This window comes from Amycolatopsis sp., assembly GCF_036008905.1.
In the GTDB taxonomy this organism is placed as follows: Bacteria; Actinomycetota; Actinomycetes; order Mycobacteriales; family Pseudonocardiaceae; genus Amycolatopsis.
Map to the genome: position 1 here is coordinate 19,296 of NZ_DASYMU010000067.1, position 16,504 is coordinate 35,799.

A 16,504-nucleotide genomic window follows, 5' to 3' on the forward strand; every position below is an offset into this window, starting at 1 on the left:
CATGCCTGAGAACGCATCGAAAATCGGCGTCGGGATGATCGGTTACGCCTTCATGGGCGCCGTGCATTCCCAGGCGTGGCGTACCGTCCACCGCGCCTTCGACGTGCCGCTGACGCCGGCGATGGTCGCCCTGTGCGGCCGGGACCCGGCGAAGGCGGCCGCGGCCGCGGCCAAACTCGGCTGGCAGTCGGTGGAAACCGACTGGAAGCAACTGATCGGCCGCGAAGACATCGGGCTGGTCGACATCTGTACTCCCGGCGACACCCACGCCGAGATCGCCATCGCGGCGCTGGCCGCGGGCAAGCACGTGCTGTGTGAGAAACCGCTGGCCAACACCGTCGACGAAGCCGTCGCGATGGTCGATGCGGCGGAAAAGGCGAGGGTCAAAGGCGTTCGGTCGATGGTGGCGTTCAACTATCGCCGGGTGCCCGCCCTCGCCCTGGCCCGCAAGCTGATCGCGGACGGAAAGCTCGGCACCATCCGGCACGTCCGCGCCCAATACCTGCAGGACTGGATCGTCGACCCGGAGTTCCCCCTGGTTTGGCGACTGGACAAGGAAAAGGCCGGTTCCGGCGCGCTCGGCGACATCGGCGCGCACATCATCGACCTGGCCCAGTTCGTCACCGGCTCACGGATCACCGGTGTCAGCGGGCTGACCGAAACCTTCGTCACGGAGCGGCCCCTCGTCGCGTCCTCGGCGGGCCTCGCGGGGGAGGCCTCCACGGAACGCGGCACGGTGACCGTCGACGACGCCGCCCTGTTCACCGCCCGCTTCGACTCCGGCGCACTGGGTTCCTTCGAGGCCACCAGGTTCGCCAGTGGCCGCAAGAACGCCATGCGCATCGAGATCAACGGTTCCGACGGCAGTATCGCCTTCGACTTCGAGTCCATGAACGAACTCTCCTTCCACGACCACACCGAAGGCGCCGACATCGCGGGCTTCCGCCGCATCCTGGTGACCGAATCGACCCACCCGTACCTGTCGGCCTGGTGGCCGCCGGGTCACGGCCTCGGGTACGAGCACTCATTCACGCATGAGGTCTACGACTTCCTGGTCGCCATCGAGGCCGGCCGGGACCCCGAACCGTCGTTCGCCGACGGTCTCCAGGTGCAGCGAGTACTGGCCGCCGTCGAAAAGAGCGCGGCCGCTCAAAGCGTCTGGACTGCCATTGAAGGAGCCAACGCATGATCCAGCGCGCACGTCTGCTGGTCCTGGCCTTTGCCATCGTTGTCATCGCCTCTATCGGTACCGCCTCGGCGGGTTACGCGGCTCCGGCCGCGGCCCCGGCGTTCAAGGCGCTGGTCTTTTCCAAGACGACGGGCTTCCGTCACTCGTCGATCCCGGCCGGGATCGCGGCCATCCAGAAACTCGGCCAGGAGAACAACTTCGCCGTCGACGCCACCGAAGACGGCGCCGCGTTCACCGAAGCCAACCTGGCCCAGTACAAGGTCGTCATCTTCCTGTCGACCACCGGTGACGTCCTCGACGCCCCCCAGCAGACGGCGTTCCAGCACTACATCGAAGGCGGCGGCGGGTTCGCCGGCGTCCACGCCGCGGCCGACACCGAATACGACTGGTCCTGGTACGGAAAGCTCGTCGGCGCCTACTTCAAGCAGCACCCCGCGCCGCAGCAGGCCGTCGTCAAGGTCGAGGACCCGGCGCACCCGTCGACCCAGGGCCTGCCGGCGAAATGGACCCGCAGCGACGAGTGGTACGACTACCAGGCCAACCCGCGCGAGAACGTCCACGTCCTGACCTCATTGGACGAGACGTCGTACAGCGGCGGCACGATGGGCTTCGACCACCCCAACACCTGGTGCCAGGACTACGAAGGCGGCCGATCCTGGTACACCGGGCTCGGGCACGACGACGCGTCCTTCACCGAGGCGAACTTCCTCCACCTGCTGCTCGGCGGGATCCAGACCGCGGCCGGAGTCATCCCCGCGGACTGCTCGGCGAGCCTTGACGCGAGCTTCGAAAAGGTCACCCTCGACGACAACACGTCGAACCCGATGATGCTCGACGTCGCCACGGACGGCCGTGTCTACTACATCGACCGGCTCGGTGACGTCAAGGTCGTCAAGCCGGGTGCCGGGGGTGTGGCCACGGCCGCGCACTTGGATGTGTTCACCGCCAACGAAAGCGGCTTGCTCGGGCTCGCGCTCGATCCTTCGTTTGTCACGAACCATTGGATCTATTTCTACTATTCGCCGAACGGCAAGGACGTCGACCGGATCTCGAGGTTCACCGCGAACCCCGACAGCACGGTGGATCTGTCCACGGAAAAGGTGCTGCTCGAAGTTCCGGTGCAGCGGGCGGAATGCTGTCACCACGGTGGCGGCATGGCGTTCGACCCCACTACCGGTGACCTCTGGCTCGGCAACGGTGACAACAGCAACCCGTTCGCCTCCGACGGCTACGCGCCGATCGACGAGCGTGCCGGACGGTCCACTTGGGACTCCCAGCGCTCCTCGGCCAACACGAACGACCTGCGCGGCAAGATCCTGCGCATCCACCCGGAGGCCGACGGCACCTACACCGTGCCCACCGGGAACCTGTTCGCCCCGGGCACCGAGAAGACCCGTCCCGAGATCTACGCGATGGGCTTCCGCAACCCGTTCCGTATCGGCATCGACCCTGAGACGCACAAACTGATGGTCGCCGACTACGGCCCGGACGCCGGGGTCGCGAGCCCTGTGCGCGGCCCGGAGAACACCGTCGAATGGCAGATCCTCAACCAGCCAGGGTTCTACGGCTGGCCGTACTGCGTCGGCGACAACAAGCCTTACGTGGACTACGATTTCGCGACCGGCGCCTCCGGTGCGGCGTTCGACTGCGCGGCACCGAAGAACAACTCGCCCAACAACACCGGTCTGGTCGACCTCCCGCCCGCGATCCCGGCGATGGTCTACGGCCACTACGCCGGTGAGCCGAAGTTCCCGGAGCTCGGCTCGGAAGGCGCGCCGATGGCGGGCCCGGTCTACCGGTACGACGAGAACTCGACGTCGGACCGCAAGTGGCCGGCCTACTGGGACGGCAAGGCGATCTTCGGCGAGTGGAACACCGACAAGCTGTTCTCCTTCCAGCTCAACGAAGACGGCAGCCAGCTCGTCGACATCAACCAGATCCTGAGCAAGCTCAGCTTCAAGAAGCCGATGGACATGAAGTACGGCGCGGACGGCGCGCTGTACCTGATCGAGTGGGGCTCGGGATTCGGCGGGGACAACGCCGATTCCGGCGTCTACCGGATCGACTACGTGCGGGGAAACCGTTCGCCCATCGCGGCGGCGACCGCGGACAAGACGTCCGGTCCCGCTCCGCTCGCCGTGCAGTTCTCGAGTGAGGGCTCGCGGGATCCGGACGGCAACCCGGTCACCTTCGCCTGGGACTTCGAAAGCGACGGCACGGTCGACTCGGCCGAGCCCAACCCGCAGCACACCTACGGCACCAACGGAAACTTCAGCGCGACGCTGACCGTCACCAGCGGCAACGGCAAGAGCGCCAGTGCGAGCGTGCCCATCGTGGTCGGCAACACCATGCCGACGGTGACGCTCGACATCCCGCCCAACGGAGGGTTCTTCGACTTCGGCGACCAGGTGAAGTACACCGTCACGGTCACCGATCCCGAGGACGGGACGATCGACTGCGCGTCGGAGAAGATGCAGGCGATCCTCGGGCACGACACCCACGGGCATCCGCTCGACCAGTACACCGGTTGCTCCGGGTCCGTGCAGACGACGTTGTCCTCGGGACACAGTGACGGCGACAACGTCTTCTACGTCCTCGAAGCGTCCTATACGGACAAGGGCGGCGCGGGTGGTTCCCAGCCGCTGACCGGCCGGGCCCAGTCGATCCTGCAGCCCAAGCACAAGCAGGCGGAGTACTTCAACGGCACCGGACGGGTCGCCAGTGGCATCGGCACGGGCACGCCCGGCGTGCAGGTCGAAACCACCAGTGACACCGCGGGCGGGTTCAAGAACATCGGGTTCATCGAGGACGGGGACTACTGGTCCTTCGATCCGGTCAACCTGTCGGCGATCGACGCGCTGCGGTTCCGCACGGCCTCGGCCGTCGGTGGCGCGACCATCGAGGTCCACAGTGGATCGCCGGACGGCGCGCTGCTCGGCAAGGTCGCCGCACCGGGAACGGGTGGCTGGCAGACGTTCACCGACGTCACGCTCCAGCTGACGAACCCGCCGACGACCACCGCGCCGCTGTTCTTCGTGGTGCGCAATCCGGAAGGCGGCACCAGTACGGCGTCGATGCTGAACGTCAACTGGGTCGACTTCCTGGGCAAGGGCGTGACCGCGAACCAGCGGCCGACGATCCAGCTCACCGCCACCCCGACCACCGGTGAAGCACCGCTCGCGGTCAACTTCACCAGCGTGGGCACCGACCCCGAGGGCGACAACCCGCTGACGTACAAGTGGAACTTCGGCGTCCCCGGCTCACCGCAACCGTCCACACCGGACGCTTCGTACACCTACCAGACGGCCGGCGCCTACGACGCGACGGTGACCGTCACCGACAGCCAGGGTGCGGCGCGGACCGAACACGTGCCGATCACCGTCGACGCCCCCGGACAGAGCTGCCTCGGTGGCAAGTCCGACAGTTTCACCGGAACCCAGCTCGACCGGGCCAAGTGGACAGTCATCCGGGAGAACCAGGATCTCCGGGTCGGCGGTGGCGCGCTGCACATCCCGACCGCACAGGCCGAGATCTACGGTGGCGACAACGGCACCCCGGTGCCGAACCTCGTTGTGCAGCCCGCGCCGAACGGGGCGTGGGAAGCGACCACCAGGGTGACGCTGGCGGCACGGGACGCCTACCAGCAAGCCGGTCTCGTGCTCTACGGTGACGACGACAACTACGCGAAGATGGTCCTGGAAGCCCAGGGCACCAACGACATCAACGGCCGCGTCTTCCAGTTCATCCGCGAAGAACAAGGCGTGCCCAACGAAACCTCGCAGTCCAACGTGTCCGCGCCGGGCTCGGCGTTCAGCGACACGGTGTTCGTGCGGATGGCCAGTGACGGCACCCATGTGACCGGGGCGTACTCGGCCGATGGGGTCAACTGGACGCCGATGCCGCAGACGGACAAGCTGCTCGCCGGGATCACCAACCCGAAGATCGGCCTGATCTCGTTGGCCAGCGGGGGAACCCGCCCGGTCATCGACGCCGCGTTCGACACGTTCCAGCTCACGCCGGACGAGACGGCAGGCCCGGACGACGAGTTCGACGCCACCTCACTCGACACCTGCCGGTGGAACACCGCGGTGCGGCCGGACCCGGCCACGCAGCGGGTCGCCGGCGGCAACCTCGAAATCGACACCAGCAAGGGCGACATCTACGGCACCGACAACTCGGCGCCGAAGAACTTCACCCTGCAGACCCCGCCCGCCGGGGACTGGACCGTCGAGACCAAGGTCGACGGCAGCGCGTTCAACGAGGCCTACCAGCAGGCCGGGCTGATCGCGTACGGCGACGACGGCAATTACGTCAAGGTGGACTACCTGACCAACAACGCACCGGGTTCGACGGTCACTCGCGGCATCGAGTTGCGCAGTGAAATCGGCGACGCGGTGCAGAGTCCGCAGCCGAACGCCAGTGACGTCAACCAAGGCGTGTGGTTCCTGCGCCTGGCCAAACAGGGTGACACCTACCGCGGCTTCTACTCCGCCGACGGCATTGCCTGGACCGAACTCGGGTCACTGACCAACGCGAGTATCGCCAACGCCAAGGTCGGTTTGTTCGCCTTCGGCGTCAACCAAGCGGCTTCCAAGACGGCCAAGTTCGACTACTTCCACCTGTCGACGGCGCCGATCGACGAAACCGCGCCGGTCACCACGGCCGTCGCTGATCCGGCGGCACCCAACGCCGCCGGGTGGTACGGCGGACCGGTCAAGGTCTCGCTGACCGCGGCCGACGAAGAAGGCGGCACCGGCGTCGCCGGGGTCGAGTACAAAGTGGACAGTGGAGAGTGGACGGCGTACACCGCACCGGTCCCGGTGACCGGGGACGGCACGCACACCGTCGCCTACCGCTCCGCGGACCAGGCCGGGAACGTCGAGGCGGAGAAGTCCGTCACGGTGAACATCGACGCCACCAAGCCGGCGGCCACGGTCTCCGGGCTCACCGCCGGGCAGATCTACGGGGACAGCCAGGACGTCCGGATCGCCTGGCAGGCCGTGGATGTCACCTCCGGTGTCGGTTCGGTGAGTGCGACGCTGGACGGAAGGCCTTACCAGTCCGGCACTTTGCAGGCCCTGTACGAACTGACCGCGGGCTTGCACGAGCTGTCCGTCACGGTGACGGACAACGCGGGCAACCAGGCCACGCAGAAGGTGGCGTTCGGGGTCGACACCTCGACCCGGGATCTCGGCAACCTGATCGACCGGTTCAAGGCCACCGGCAGGCTCAGCGCCACCGGGGCGAAGACCCTGCAGGCCCAGCTCACCAAGGCCCGCAAGGCCGAGGCGAACGGCAACGACATCAAGACGGGCACCGAACTGGGCAAGTTCAAGTCACTGGCGGCCGACCCGGCGATCGTGGTCGTCGGTGAGGTACGCCAGATCCTGGGGCGCGACACCGACGTGCTCATCGCGCGCCTGTCGGGCCCTGAGCCGAGCGGCAGGCGGCCGGAATGATGAAACGGTTGCTCGTGGCCGGGCCGCTTCTGGTGGCGTGCCTCCTGGTGGGCGCGCCACCGGCGTCGGCGCACGGCGGGCCGATCGCGCTGGAGGTCGGCGGTGACGGTCGGCAGGGCGTCACCGCCGTGGCGACCTATGTCGGGGACAAGCACATGGTCACCGGCCAGGTCGACCTGACGATGACCGCGACCGCGTCGGACGGCCGGACCTTCGGGCCCGTCCGGCTGGTCGCGTCCGCGGAGGGCCAGGCGTTCTACACCTCCGAGCAACCGCTGCCACCGGGCCCGTGGACGGTGACGGTCGTCGCGACCAAGCCGTCCGCGGCCCAGCGCACGGCTGACATCGTCTCGGTGGCGGCTCCGCCGGCGCCTGCCCTGCCTGCCGGGCCGGACATCGCGCTGTTCGTCGGGATCCCCGCCGGGATCGCGGGGCTGTGCGGACTTGCCTTCCTCGCCCTGTTCCTGCGCAGGCGAACCCGTCAGTCCATTTCTAGCTGAGTGAGGAACCATGGCTACGGACATTGCCCACGATCGCGTCGGAGTCTGGTTCGTCGGCGCGCGTGGCTCGGTGGCGACCACCGCGATCACCGGCGCCGCCGCGATGCGCGCCGGCCTCGCGGCGCCGACGGGATGTGTCGGTGAGCTGCCCGATTTCGCCGGGGCCGGGCTGACCCCGTGGGCGGATCTGGTGTTCGGCGGGCACGACGTCGTCACCACCCCGCTCGTCAAGCGGGTCGAGCAGCTCGTCCATGCCGGGGTGCTGCCCGCGTCCCTGCGTTCCTCCGTGCTCCGGGACATCGCGGAGGCCGATGCCGAAATCCGCGTCGGCGTGACGAATACCGGGCGGCAGGACGAGCAGGCCGCCCGGCTCGTCGCTGATATCGGGGACTTCCGGGAGCGCAACGAACTCGTGCGGGTGGTGGTCGTCAACGTCGCGTCGACCGAGCCGCCGTTCCCGGCGAACCCGGCGCACGAATCGTTGGCGGCACTCGAAGTTGCGCTCGGCGGCGACGAGCGGGTGCTTCCGGCGAGTTCGTTGTACGCCTACGCGGCGATGCGGGCGGGCTGCGCGTACGTCGACTTCACCCCGTCGACGGGCGCGTGGCTTCCCGCGTTGGACGAACTGGCGCGGCAAACCGGTGTCCCGTATGCGGGCCGGGACGGCAAGACCGGGGAGACGTTGTTGAGATCGGTGCTGGCACCGATGTTCGCGCAGCGCAACCTGCGGGTGCGAGCCTGGTCGGGCACCAACCTGCTCGGTGCCGGGGACGGCGCGACGCTCGCCGACCCGGAAGCCGCGGTCAGCAAGAACAATTCGAAACAGCGGGTGCTGTCCGAAACGCTCGGCCACGCCGTCGACGGCGAAGTCCACATCGATTATGTGCCCGAGCTGGGTGATTGGAAGACGTCGTGGGATCACGTGCTGTTCGACGGTTTCCTCGGCGTGCGGATGAACCTCCAGTTCACCTGGCAGGGCTGCGATTCCGCACTCGCCGCGCCGCTCGTGCTCGACCTGGCGCGGTTCCTGGCGAGGGCGCACGCGAACGGGATTTCGGGGCCGGTGCCCGAACTCGGGTTCTTCTTCAAGGATCCGGTCGGGGACGGCCCGCACGGACTATCGGCCCAGTACGAGGTCCTCCGAGACTGGGCGACGCCGTGATCGTCCATAAGGGACAGCTGCGCTTCGGCTACGACACCAGTGGCTTCTCGCATCACCGGCTCGCTGACGCGCTGCGGGTCATCGCGAACCTCGGCTACGAAGGTGTCGCGCTCACGCTCGATCACCACCATCTCGATCCGTACGCCAAGGACCTGGGCCGGCAGATCTCCATGCTGTCCATCGATCTGGACCGGCTCGGGCTGTCCGTGGTCATCGAGACGGGTGCGGGCTACCTGCTCGACCCGTGGCGCAAGCACTCGCCCACGCTGCTCGAACCCGATCGCCAGCAGCGGGTCGACCTCCTGATCCGGGCGGTCGGGCTCGCCGCGGACCTCGGTGCCGACGCGGTTTCGTTCTCCAGCGGGGTCGCCTCGCCCGGGGTGCCGGACACGATGGCCTGGGAGCGGCTCGTCGCGGGGTGCGAGCTCGTGCTCGCCCGGGCCGAAGCGCTCAACGTGCGGCTGGCCTTCGAACCGGACCCGGAGATGTTCGTGTCCAATTTGGACGGATACGACCGGCTGAGGTCGAGACTGGGCAACCCCAAGCGGTTCGGCCTCACCCTCGCCATCGGCCGTGCCGAGCCACAGTCCGCTCCGGACCGCGTCCGGCGCGCGGGCTCACGGCTGATGAACGTGCACCTGCACGACGTCGGCGGGGGAGCGCCCGAGGAGCTTTCCCCGGCGTTGACCGCGTTACGGGCGATCGGCTACCAAGGACTGGTGTCGGTCGAGCTGCCGAACCAGAGCCAGGCCGCGCCCGCGGCGGCCGGTGACTCGCTCGGCTACCTCCGGCAGGCTTCCGGGATCGAGGTGATGTCATGACGACCAGCGCCGTCCGGCACGCGTTGCGGGACAACCTGTCCGAAGACGCCGAACACTGGCTCGCGGAATCCATGGACGCCGTGGCCGCCGATCCGGCGAAGATCCGCGCGCTGTTTCCCGCTGTGGGCCGCAAATGCGGTCGTGGGCCGTTGACCACCGAGCACGACGAGCTGCGCGGCTGGTCGGTGGACGACGCCGTCCGGGTCCTGCTGCTCTCCTCGCTTTCCGCGCGGGCGCTGGTGTCCGAGACCAACGAGCTCTACCGCTACGGCGACGCGTCCGAGAAACGCGCGGTGCTGCGCGGCCTGGCCGAAGTGCCGATCGGTCCCGACGGACTGCCGTTGATTCGCGATGCGTTACGCACCAACGACACCCGGCTGGTCGCCGCCGCGCTCGGCACCTATGGAGCTGAACATCTCGACGCGTCCGGGTACCGCCACGGCGTACTCAAATGTGTGTTCATGGGCATCCCGCTCGCCGGCATCAGCGGCCTGGCCGAGCGGGCCGACCCGGAGCTGACGCGGATGCTGCGTTCGTTCGCGGAAGAACGGCTGGCAGCCGGGCGGCCCGTGCCCGCCGATGTCGGACTGCTCGTCCCGGAGTTCTCGGATTTGGAGGCGTGATGCGTATCTTCGACCCGCATATCCACATGACGTCGCGCACGACCGACGACTACCAGGCGATGTACGACGCCGGGGTCCGCGCGTTGGTGGAACCGGCGTTTTGGCTCGGCCAGCCGCGGACCACGGTCGGCAGTTTCACCGACTACTTCGACGCGCTCGTCGGCTGGGAGCCGTTCCGCGCGGCACAGTTCGGCATCAGCCACCACTGCACGATCGCGCTGAACCCCAAGGAGGCCAACGATCCGCGCTGCGTGCCGGTGCTGGACCTCTTGCCGCGGTATCTCGCGAAGGACAGGGTGGTCGCGGTCGGCGAAGTCGGGTACGACTCGATGACCCCGGAAGAGGACACCGCGTTCTCGCGGCAGATGCAGCTGGCGCTGGAACACGAACTACCCGTGCTCGTGCACACCCCGCATCGCGACAAGCTCGCCGGGACCGAGCGGACCCTCGCCGTGGTGCGGGAATCCGGCGTCCCGCCCGAGCATGTCGTGGTCGACCATCTCAACGAGGTCACCGTGGGACTGGTCGCGGATTCGGGCTGCTGGATGGGGTTCTCGATCTATCCGGACACCAAGATGGACGAGGACCGGATGGTCGCGCTCCTGCGGGAGTACGGCACCAGCCGGGTGCTGGTGAACTCCGCGGCGGACTGGGGCAAGAGCGATCCGCTGAAGACGGCGAAGACCGGTGCCGCGATGCTGGCCGCCGGGTTCACCGACGCCGACGTCGACAAGGTGCTGTGGCAGAACCCCGTCGACTTCTACGGCCAGAGTGGCCGTCTCGAGTTGTCCGATGTAGACAGTGAGCCGACCGCGAGTTTCGAGGGCAACTCGATCCTTCGCGGTGCTCGCAAAAAGTGAAGAGAACCACCGATTCAGGAGGCACCAATGGCACGACCGCTTACCCTCTTCACCGGACAGTGGGCCGACCTGCCGTTCGAGGAGGTCTGCAAACTGGCGAGTGAGTGGGGCTACGAGGGTCTCGAGATCGCCTGCTGGGGCGACCACTTCGAGGTGGACAAGGCACTCGCCGACGAGGCCTACATCCCGGCCAAGCTGGAGACGCTCGCCAAGTACGGCCTGAAGGTCTGGGCGATCTCCAACCACCTGCTCGGCCAGGCCGTCTGCGACCACCCGATCGACGAGCGGCACGAGGCCATCCTGTCGGCGCGGATCTGGGGCGACGGCGAGCCCGAAGGCGTGCGGCAGCGCGCGGCGGAGGAAATGAAGGACACCGCCAGGGCCGCCGCGAAGCTCGGTGTGTCCACGGTGATCGGTTTCACCGGCTCGTCGATCTGGCACACCGTCGCGATGTTCCCGCCGGTGCCGCCGGCGATGATCGAGCGTGGGTACCAGGACTTCGCCGACCGCTGGAACCCGATCCTGGACGTCTTCGACGAGGTCGGTGTCCGGTTCGCGCACGAGGTCCACCCGAGCGAAATCGCTTATGACTACTGGAGCACGGTCAAGACGCTGGAGGCCATCGGGCACCGCCCGGCGTTCGGCCTCAACTTCGATCCGTCGCACTTCGTCTGGCAGGACCTCGACCCGGTCGGTTTCCTCTGGGACTTCAAGGACCGGATCTACCACGTCGACTGCAAGGAATCGCGTAAGCAGCTCAACGGCCGCAACGGCCGGCTCGGCTCGCACCTGCCGTGGGGCGATCCGCGCCGCGGCTGGGACTTCGTCTCCACCGGACACGGTGACGTGCCCTGGGAAGACGTCTTCCGCATGCTCAACGCGATCGGCTACGACGGCCCGATCTCCATCGAATGGGAAGACGCCGGAATGGACCGCCTGCTCGGTGGTCCCGAGGCCCTCGAATTCATCCGCAAGTTCAACTTCGAACGCCCCACCGCATCGTTCGACGCCGCCTTCTCCTCAGGCGACTAAAGCGCACTAACCGAGGCCGAAAGGGACTTTGCCCGCCGTACGGGCAGGCAAGGTCCCTTCACCCCCAAAAAACGCCGGGAAGGTCCACTTCGGACCTTCGCGGATCTTCACCTGTCCACCCGAACACCTGGAGACAACGCCATTCACTGACCGCTGTGAAAACTAAAGAAAGGTAGACAATGTCTTCGTCCCCACCGTTGTGGGCGAGGCTATCGGGTGCTGCCCTGCCGATCCTCGGCATGGCTCTCACCCTTGTGCTCGCTCAGACTCCCGCCCACACCGCCCTCGCCGGCGATTCGCATGCCGGTCACGAGCAGGTGGCCGCCGACATCCCACCAGCCGACTACCAGCAGGTCAACCTCGCCAACGGCGCGGCCAAGCTCGGCGAGGCCATGTCACTGGCCGTCCTGCCGGACCGCTCCGTCGTGCACACCGCGCGTGACGGCACGGTCCGGGTCACCAACCCGGCCGGAAACGTCACAAGTGTCGCGGCGAAGTTGAACGTCTATACCCATGACGAAGAAGGACTGCAGGGTGTTGCGGCAGATCCCAACTTCGCCTCGAATCGTTATATCTACCTGTACTTCTCCCCGCGGCTCAGCACCCCGGACGGGGACGCGCCGACCGACGGCACGGAAGCGTCCTTCGCGCCGTTCAAGGGAGAACTGCATCTCTCGCGGTTCGTCCTGAAGACCGACAACACCTTGGACATGGCCAGCGAGAAGGTCGTGCTCGCCGTGGCCAACGATCGTGGTCAGTGCTGTCACGTCGGTGGTGACATCGACTTCGACGCCGCCGGGAACCTTTACCTGACAACCGGCGACGACAGCAACCCGTTCGTTTCGGACAGTTTCACCCCGATCGACGAGCGGACCACGCGTAACCCGCAGTTCGACGCTCAGCGTTCTTCGGGCAACACCAACGATCTGCGTGGCAAGGTGCTGCGCATCCATCCCGAAGCCAACGGCACGTACACCATCCCGCCGGGCAACATGTTCGCCCCTGGCACGGCGAAAACCCGTCCCGAGATCTACGCGATGGGCTTCCGCAACCCGTTCCGGATGAGTGTCGACAAAGCGACCGGGGTCGTCTACCTCGGCGACTACGGCCCGGACTCGGGTTCCACCAACCCGACCCGCGGACCCAACGGCCAGGTCGAGTTCAACCGGATCACCGCGCCGGGCAACTACGGCTGGCCGTACTGCACCGGGACCAACACCACCAACGAAACCTACAACGAGTTCACCTTCCCCAGCGGTCCTTCGCAGGCGAAGTACAACTGTGCCGGTGGGCCGGCGAACAACTCGTTCCGCAACACCGGGTTGGCGACGCTCCCGGCCGCCAAGCCGAGTTGGATCAAGTACGGCGGGGACGAGGGCAGTCCGCCGGAGTTCGGCAGCGGTTCCGAGTCGCCGATGGGCGGACCGGTCTACCGCTACAACGCGAGCCTCAACTCGCCGGTCAAGTTCCCGTCCGCTTTGGACGGTAAGTTCTTCGCCGGGGAGTACGGCCGCAAGTGGATCAAGGCCATCGGTGTCAACGCGGACGGTTCGCGCGGGACGATCGAAGCGTTCCCGTGGAGCGGCACGCAGGTGATGGACATGGCGTTCGGCCCGGACGGCGCGTTGTACGTGCTCGACTACGGAACGGGTTCGGGAAACCAGGCGCTGTACCGGATCGAATACATCGGGAGCAGCAACCGGAACCCGATCGCGGTGGCCGCCGCGAACAAGAACTCCGGGCCCAGCCCGCTGGTCGTCACCTTCTCCTCGGCGGGCAGCAACGATCCCGAAGGCGGCGCGCTGACGTATCGCTGGGACTTCGGTGACGGGACTTCGTCGACACAGGCGAATCCGTCGCACACCTATACACAGAACGGGAACTACTCACCGACGTTGACGGTGACGGACTCGACCGGCCTGACCGGCACGGCGAGTGTGCTGATCACGGTCGGCAACACCGCGCCGACGGTGAACCTGCAGTCACCCGGTGATGGGCAGTTGTTCTCCTTCGGGGACACCGTTCCGTTCCAGGTCAGTGTGAGCGACCCGGAGGACGGGACGATCGACTGCACCAAGGTGAAGGTCACCTACCTGCTCGGGCACGACAGCCATCGGCACCAGATCACCCAGAAGGCCGGGTGTTCCGGGACGATCGCGGTCCCGGTCGACGGTGAGCACGACGCCGCGGCGAACATCTACGGTGTCTTCGACGCGGAGTACACCGACGCGGCCGGGCTGACCACGCACAGCACCAAGATCCTGCAGCCACGGCATCGCCAGGGTGAGCATTTCGGTGCGCAGTCGGGCATCCAGGTCGCCGGGCACGCGGCCGCCGAAGGTGGCAACACCGTCGGGTTCACCGACAACGGCGACTGGATTTCGCTGCAGCCCTACATCCTGGGCAACGCGACGTCGATCTCGGCGCGGGTTTCCTCGGGCGGGGTCGGCGGCACGATCGAAGTCCGGGCGGGTTCGGCGACCGGGACGCTGATGGGCACGCTCACCGTCGGAAACACCGGCGGCTGGGAGAACTTCGTCAACGTCACGGCGAACCTCGCCAACCGGCCGGCGGGCAGCACGCCGTTGTTCCTGGTGTTCAAGGGCGTCACCGGGCAGGGCAACCTGTTCGACCTCGACGCGTTCACCTTCACCACCTCCGGCAGCGGTGGCACCGGCGGCACGACCACGGCCGAAGGCGAGTCCTTCACGTCGACGGGCGGGGTCCAGCCCGCCGCGCACGCCGCCGCCAGTGGCGGGAACACCATGGGCTACATCGAGAACAACGATTGGGCGGGCTTCTCCGCGGTGAACATGGCCGGTGCCACGGCGTTCAGCGCGAAGATCTCGTCGGCCGGTCCCGGCGGCACCATGGAGGTGCGGGTGGGCTCGGCGACGGGCACGCTGCTGGGTTCCGTCGCGGTGCCGAACACGGGTGGCTGGGAAACCTTCCAGACCGTGTCGACGTCGTTGACCGGCGCGGTGAGCGGGTCGCTGTTCCTGGTCTTCCGGGGCGGCTCGGGCTCATTGTTCGATGTGGACACCTTCACTGTGACGCGCTCATGAAAGGAATCTCGATGAAGCATTCCTTAAGACGTACCGCATCGGTGGTGGGCGCGTTGGTGATCGGCACCGGCCTGCTCGTCACCCCGAGTGCCCAGGCCGCCGACCCGGCGTACCAGGTGCTGGTCTTCTCCAAGACGGCCGGTTTCCGGCACGACTCGATCCCCGCCGGCATCCAGGCGGTCCGGGATCTGGGCGTCGCCAACGGGTTCACCGTCACCGCCACGGAGGACGCGAACCTGTTCAACGCCGGCGAACTGGCGAAGTACCGGGCGGTGGTGTTCATGAGCACCACCGGTGACGTCCTGAACGCCACCCAGCAGACGGCGTTCCAGTCCTATGTGGACGGCGGAGGTGGTTACGTCGGCGTCCACGCGGCCGCCGATACGGAGTACGACTGGCCGTACTACGGGCAGCTCGTCGGCGCGTGGTTCCAGAGTCATCCGGCCATCCAGCAGGCCACGTTCCGGACCGAGGACCGCGCGCATCCCGCGACCGCCCACTTGGGACAGTCGTGGTCGCGGTCGGACGAACTGTACAACTACCGCACCAATCCGCGGCCGAACGTCCATGTACTGCAGAACCTGGACGAGTCGACCTACAGCGGTGGCACGATGGGCGATCACCCGATCACCTGGTGCCATCCGCAAGCGAGCGGGCGATCGTTCTACACCGGACTCGGCCACACCAACGAGTCCTATTCGGACGGTGCATTCCGCGCGTTGCTGTTCGGCGGGATCCGGTACGCGGCGGGTGTCGCCAAGGCCGACTGCCGTCCGGAAACGGGCTACACGGGCATCTACAACGGCTCGACGTCCGGCTGGTCCCAGGCCGGGACCGCTGGGTTCGGCAATTCCGACGCCACGCTTACGTCGTCGGGCGGGCCCGGGCTGCTCTGGTACTCGGCGAAGGAGTACCGCTCGTATTCGCTGAAACTGGACTGGAAACTGAACGGTGACGGCGATTCCGGTGTCTTCCTTGGCTTCCCGTCGACCGGGGCGGGTAGTGCCGGGTCCACCGGGTACGAGGTGAACATCGACGCCAGTGAGGCGGCCGATCGCACCACGGGCGCGGTGTACGGCTCGAAGGGCGCCAACGTCGCGGCCCGCGACGGCGCGCTCAACCCGGCCGGGCAATGGAACACCTACGAACTGCTCGTCGAAGGCGAGCGGCTCCAGGTGCTCCTCAACGGGGTGAAGATCAACGACTTCACCAACACCGACCCGGCGCGCAGCCTGCAGCAGGGCTACGTCGGTGTCCAGAACCTCACCGCGAACTCGGTGGCGTTCCGGAACATCCGGGTCAAGGAGCTCGGCACTGGGCCGGTCAGCAGGACGGCCGAAGGTGAGGCGTTCACGTCGACGTCCGGTGTGCAGATCGCCGGGCACGGCACAGCCAGCGGTGGCAACACGGCCGGGTACATCGAGAACGGCGACTGGGCCGGGTACGCCTCGATGAGCACGGCGGGCGCGACGACTTTCAGCGCCCGGGTTTCGTCGGCGGGTGCCGGCGGGACGATCGAAATCCGCTCCGGTTCGGCGACCGGCCCGCTCCTGGGCTCGGTCGCGGTGGCCAACACCGGTAGCTGGGACACCTTCACCACGGTGTCCACGGGTTTGAGTGGCGGCAGCGGCCCGGCGTTCCTCGTCTTCCGAGGCGGCGGCGGTTCCCTCTTCGACGTCGACACCTTCACCCTGAGCTAACCCCTCGTGGCGGGACGGTCACCCCTGGCCGTCCCGCCACGAGTGCAACTCACGCGCACCCAAGTGCAGTCTGTGCACACCCAAGCGCGATCC

General features: G+C 67.3%; 10 protein-coding genes. All 10 read left to right on the plus strand.

Annotation, left to right across the window (positions count from 1 at the left end; translation table 11 throughout):
• Position 1: 1 nt before the first annotated feature.
• The 10 genes from VGP60_RS12810 (at position 2) to VGP60_RS12855 (ending at position 16,411) form a co-directional block, all read left to right on the plus strand.
• Entirely contained in the window at positions 2-1,189 is a 1,188-nt protein-coding gene (locus VGP60_RS12810; protein WP_327548180.1) for a Gfo/Idh/MocA family oxidoreductase, read from the plus strand.
• Entirely contained in the window at positions 1,186-6,648 is a 5,463-nt protein-coding gene (locus VGP60_RS12815; protein ID WP_327548181.1) for a ThuA domain-containing protein, read from the plus strand. The genes VGP60_RS12810 and VGP60_RS12815 overlap by 4 nt, the downstream gene beginning before the upstream one ends.
• Entirely contained in the window at positions 6,645-7,148 is a 504-nt protein-coding gene (locus VGP60_RS12820; protein ID WP_327548182.1) for a hypothetical protein, read from the plus strand. Before VGP60_RS12815 ends, VGP60_RS12820 begins: the two co-directional genes overlap by 4 nt.
• Before the next feature lie 10 nt (positions 7,149-7,158).
• Entirely contained in the window at positions 7,159-8,310 is a 1,152-nt protein-coding gene (locus tag VGP60_RS12825) for an inositol-3-phosphate synthase (protein WP_327548183.1), read from the plus strand.
• Positions 8,307-9,131: a sugar phosphate isomerase/epimerase family protein gene (locus VGP60_RS12830; RefSeq protein ID WP_327548184.1), complete on the plus strand. Its 825-nt coding sequence runs from the start codon at positions 8,307-8,309 to the stop codon at positions 9,129-9,131. Before VGP60_RS12825 ends, VGP60_RS12830 begins: the two co-directional genes overlap by 4 nt.
• Positions 9,128-9,754 (plus strand): EboA domain-containing protein, encoded by a 627-nt coding sequence (locus VGP60_RS12835; protein ID WP_327548185.1) that lies wholly within the window; start codon positions 9,128-9,130, stop codon positions 9,752-9,754. The genes VGP60_RS12830 and VGP60_RS12835 overlap by 4 nt, the downstream gene beginning before the upstream one ends.
• Positions 9,754-10,614: a TatD family hydrolase gene (locus VGP60_RS12840; RefSeq protein ID WP_327548186.1), complete on the plus strand. Its 861-nt coding sequence runs from the start codon at positions 9,754-9,756 to the stop codon at positions 10,612-10,614. Before VGP60_RS12835 ends, VGP60_RS12840 begins: the two co-directional genes overlap by 1 nt.
• A gap of 27 nt (positions 10,615-10,641) precedes the next feature.
• Entirely contained in the window at positions 10,642-11,646 is a 1,005-nt protein-coding gene (locus tag VGP60_RS12845; RefSeq protein WP_327548187.1) for a sugar phosphate isomerase/epimerase family protein, read from the plus strand.
• A gap of 239 nt (positions 11,647-11,885) precedes the next feature.
• Positions 11,886-14,711, plus strand: a complete 2,826-nt coding sequence (locus VGP60_RS12850) for a carbohydrate-binding protein (protein WP_327548188.1) — start codon at positions 11,886-11,888, stop codon at positions 14,709-14,711.
• Between the two features lie 11 nt (positions 14,712-14,722).
• A complete protein-coding gene (locus tag VGP60_RS12855) occupies positions 14,723-16,411 on the plus strand; it encodes a ThuA domain-containing protein (protein WP_327548189.1) in 1,689 nt (562 codons plus the stop codon).
• Positions 16,412-16,504 lie beyond the last annotated feature (93 nt).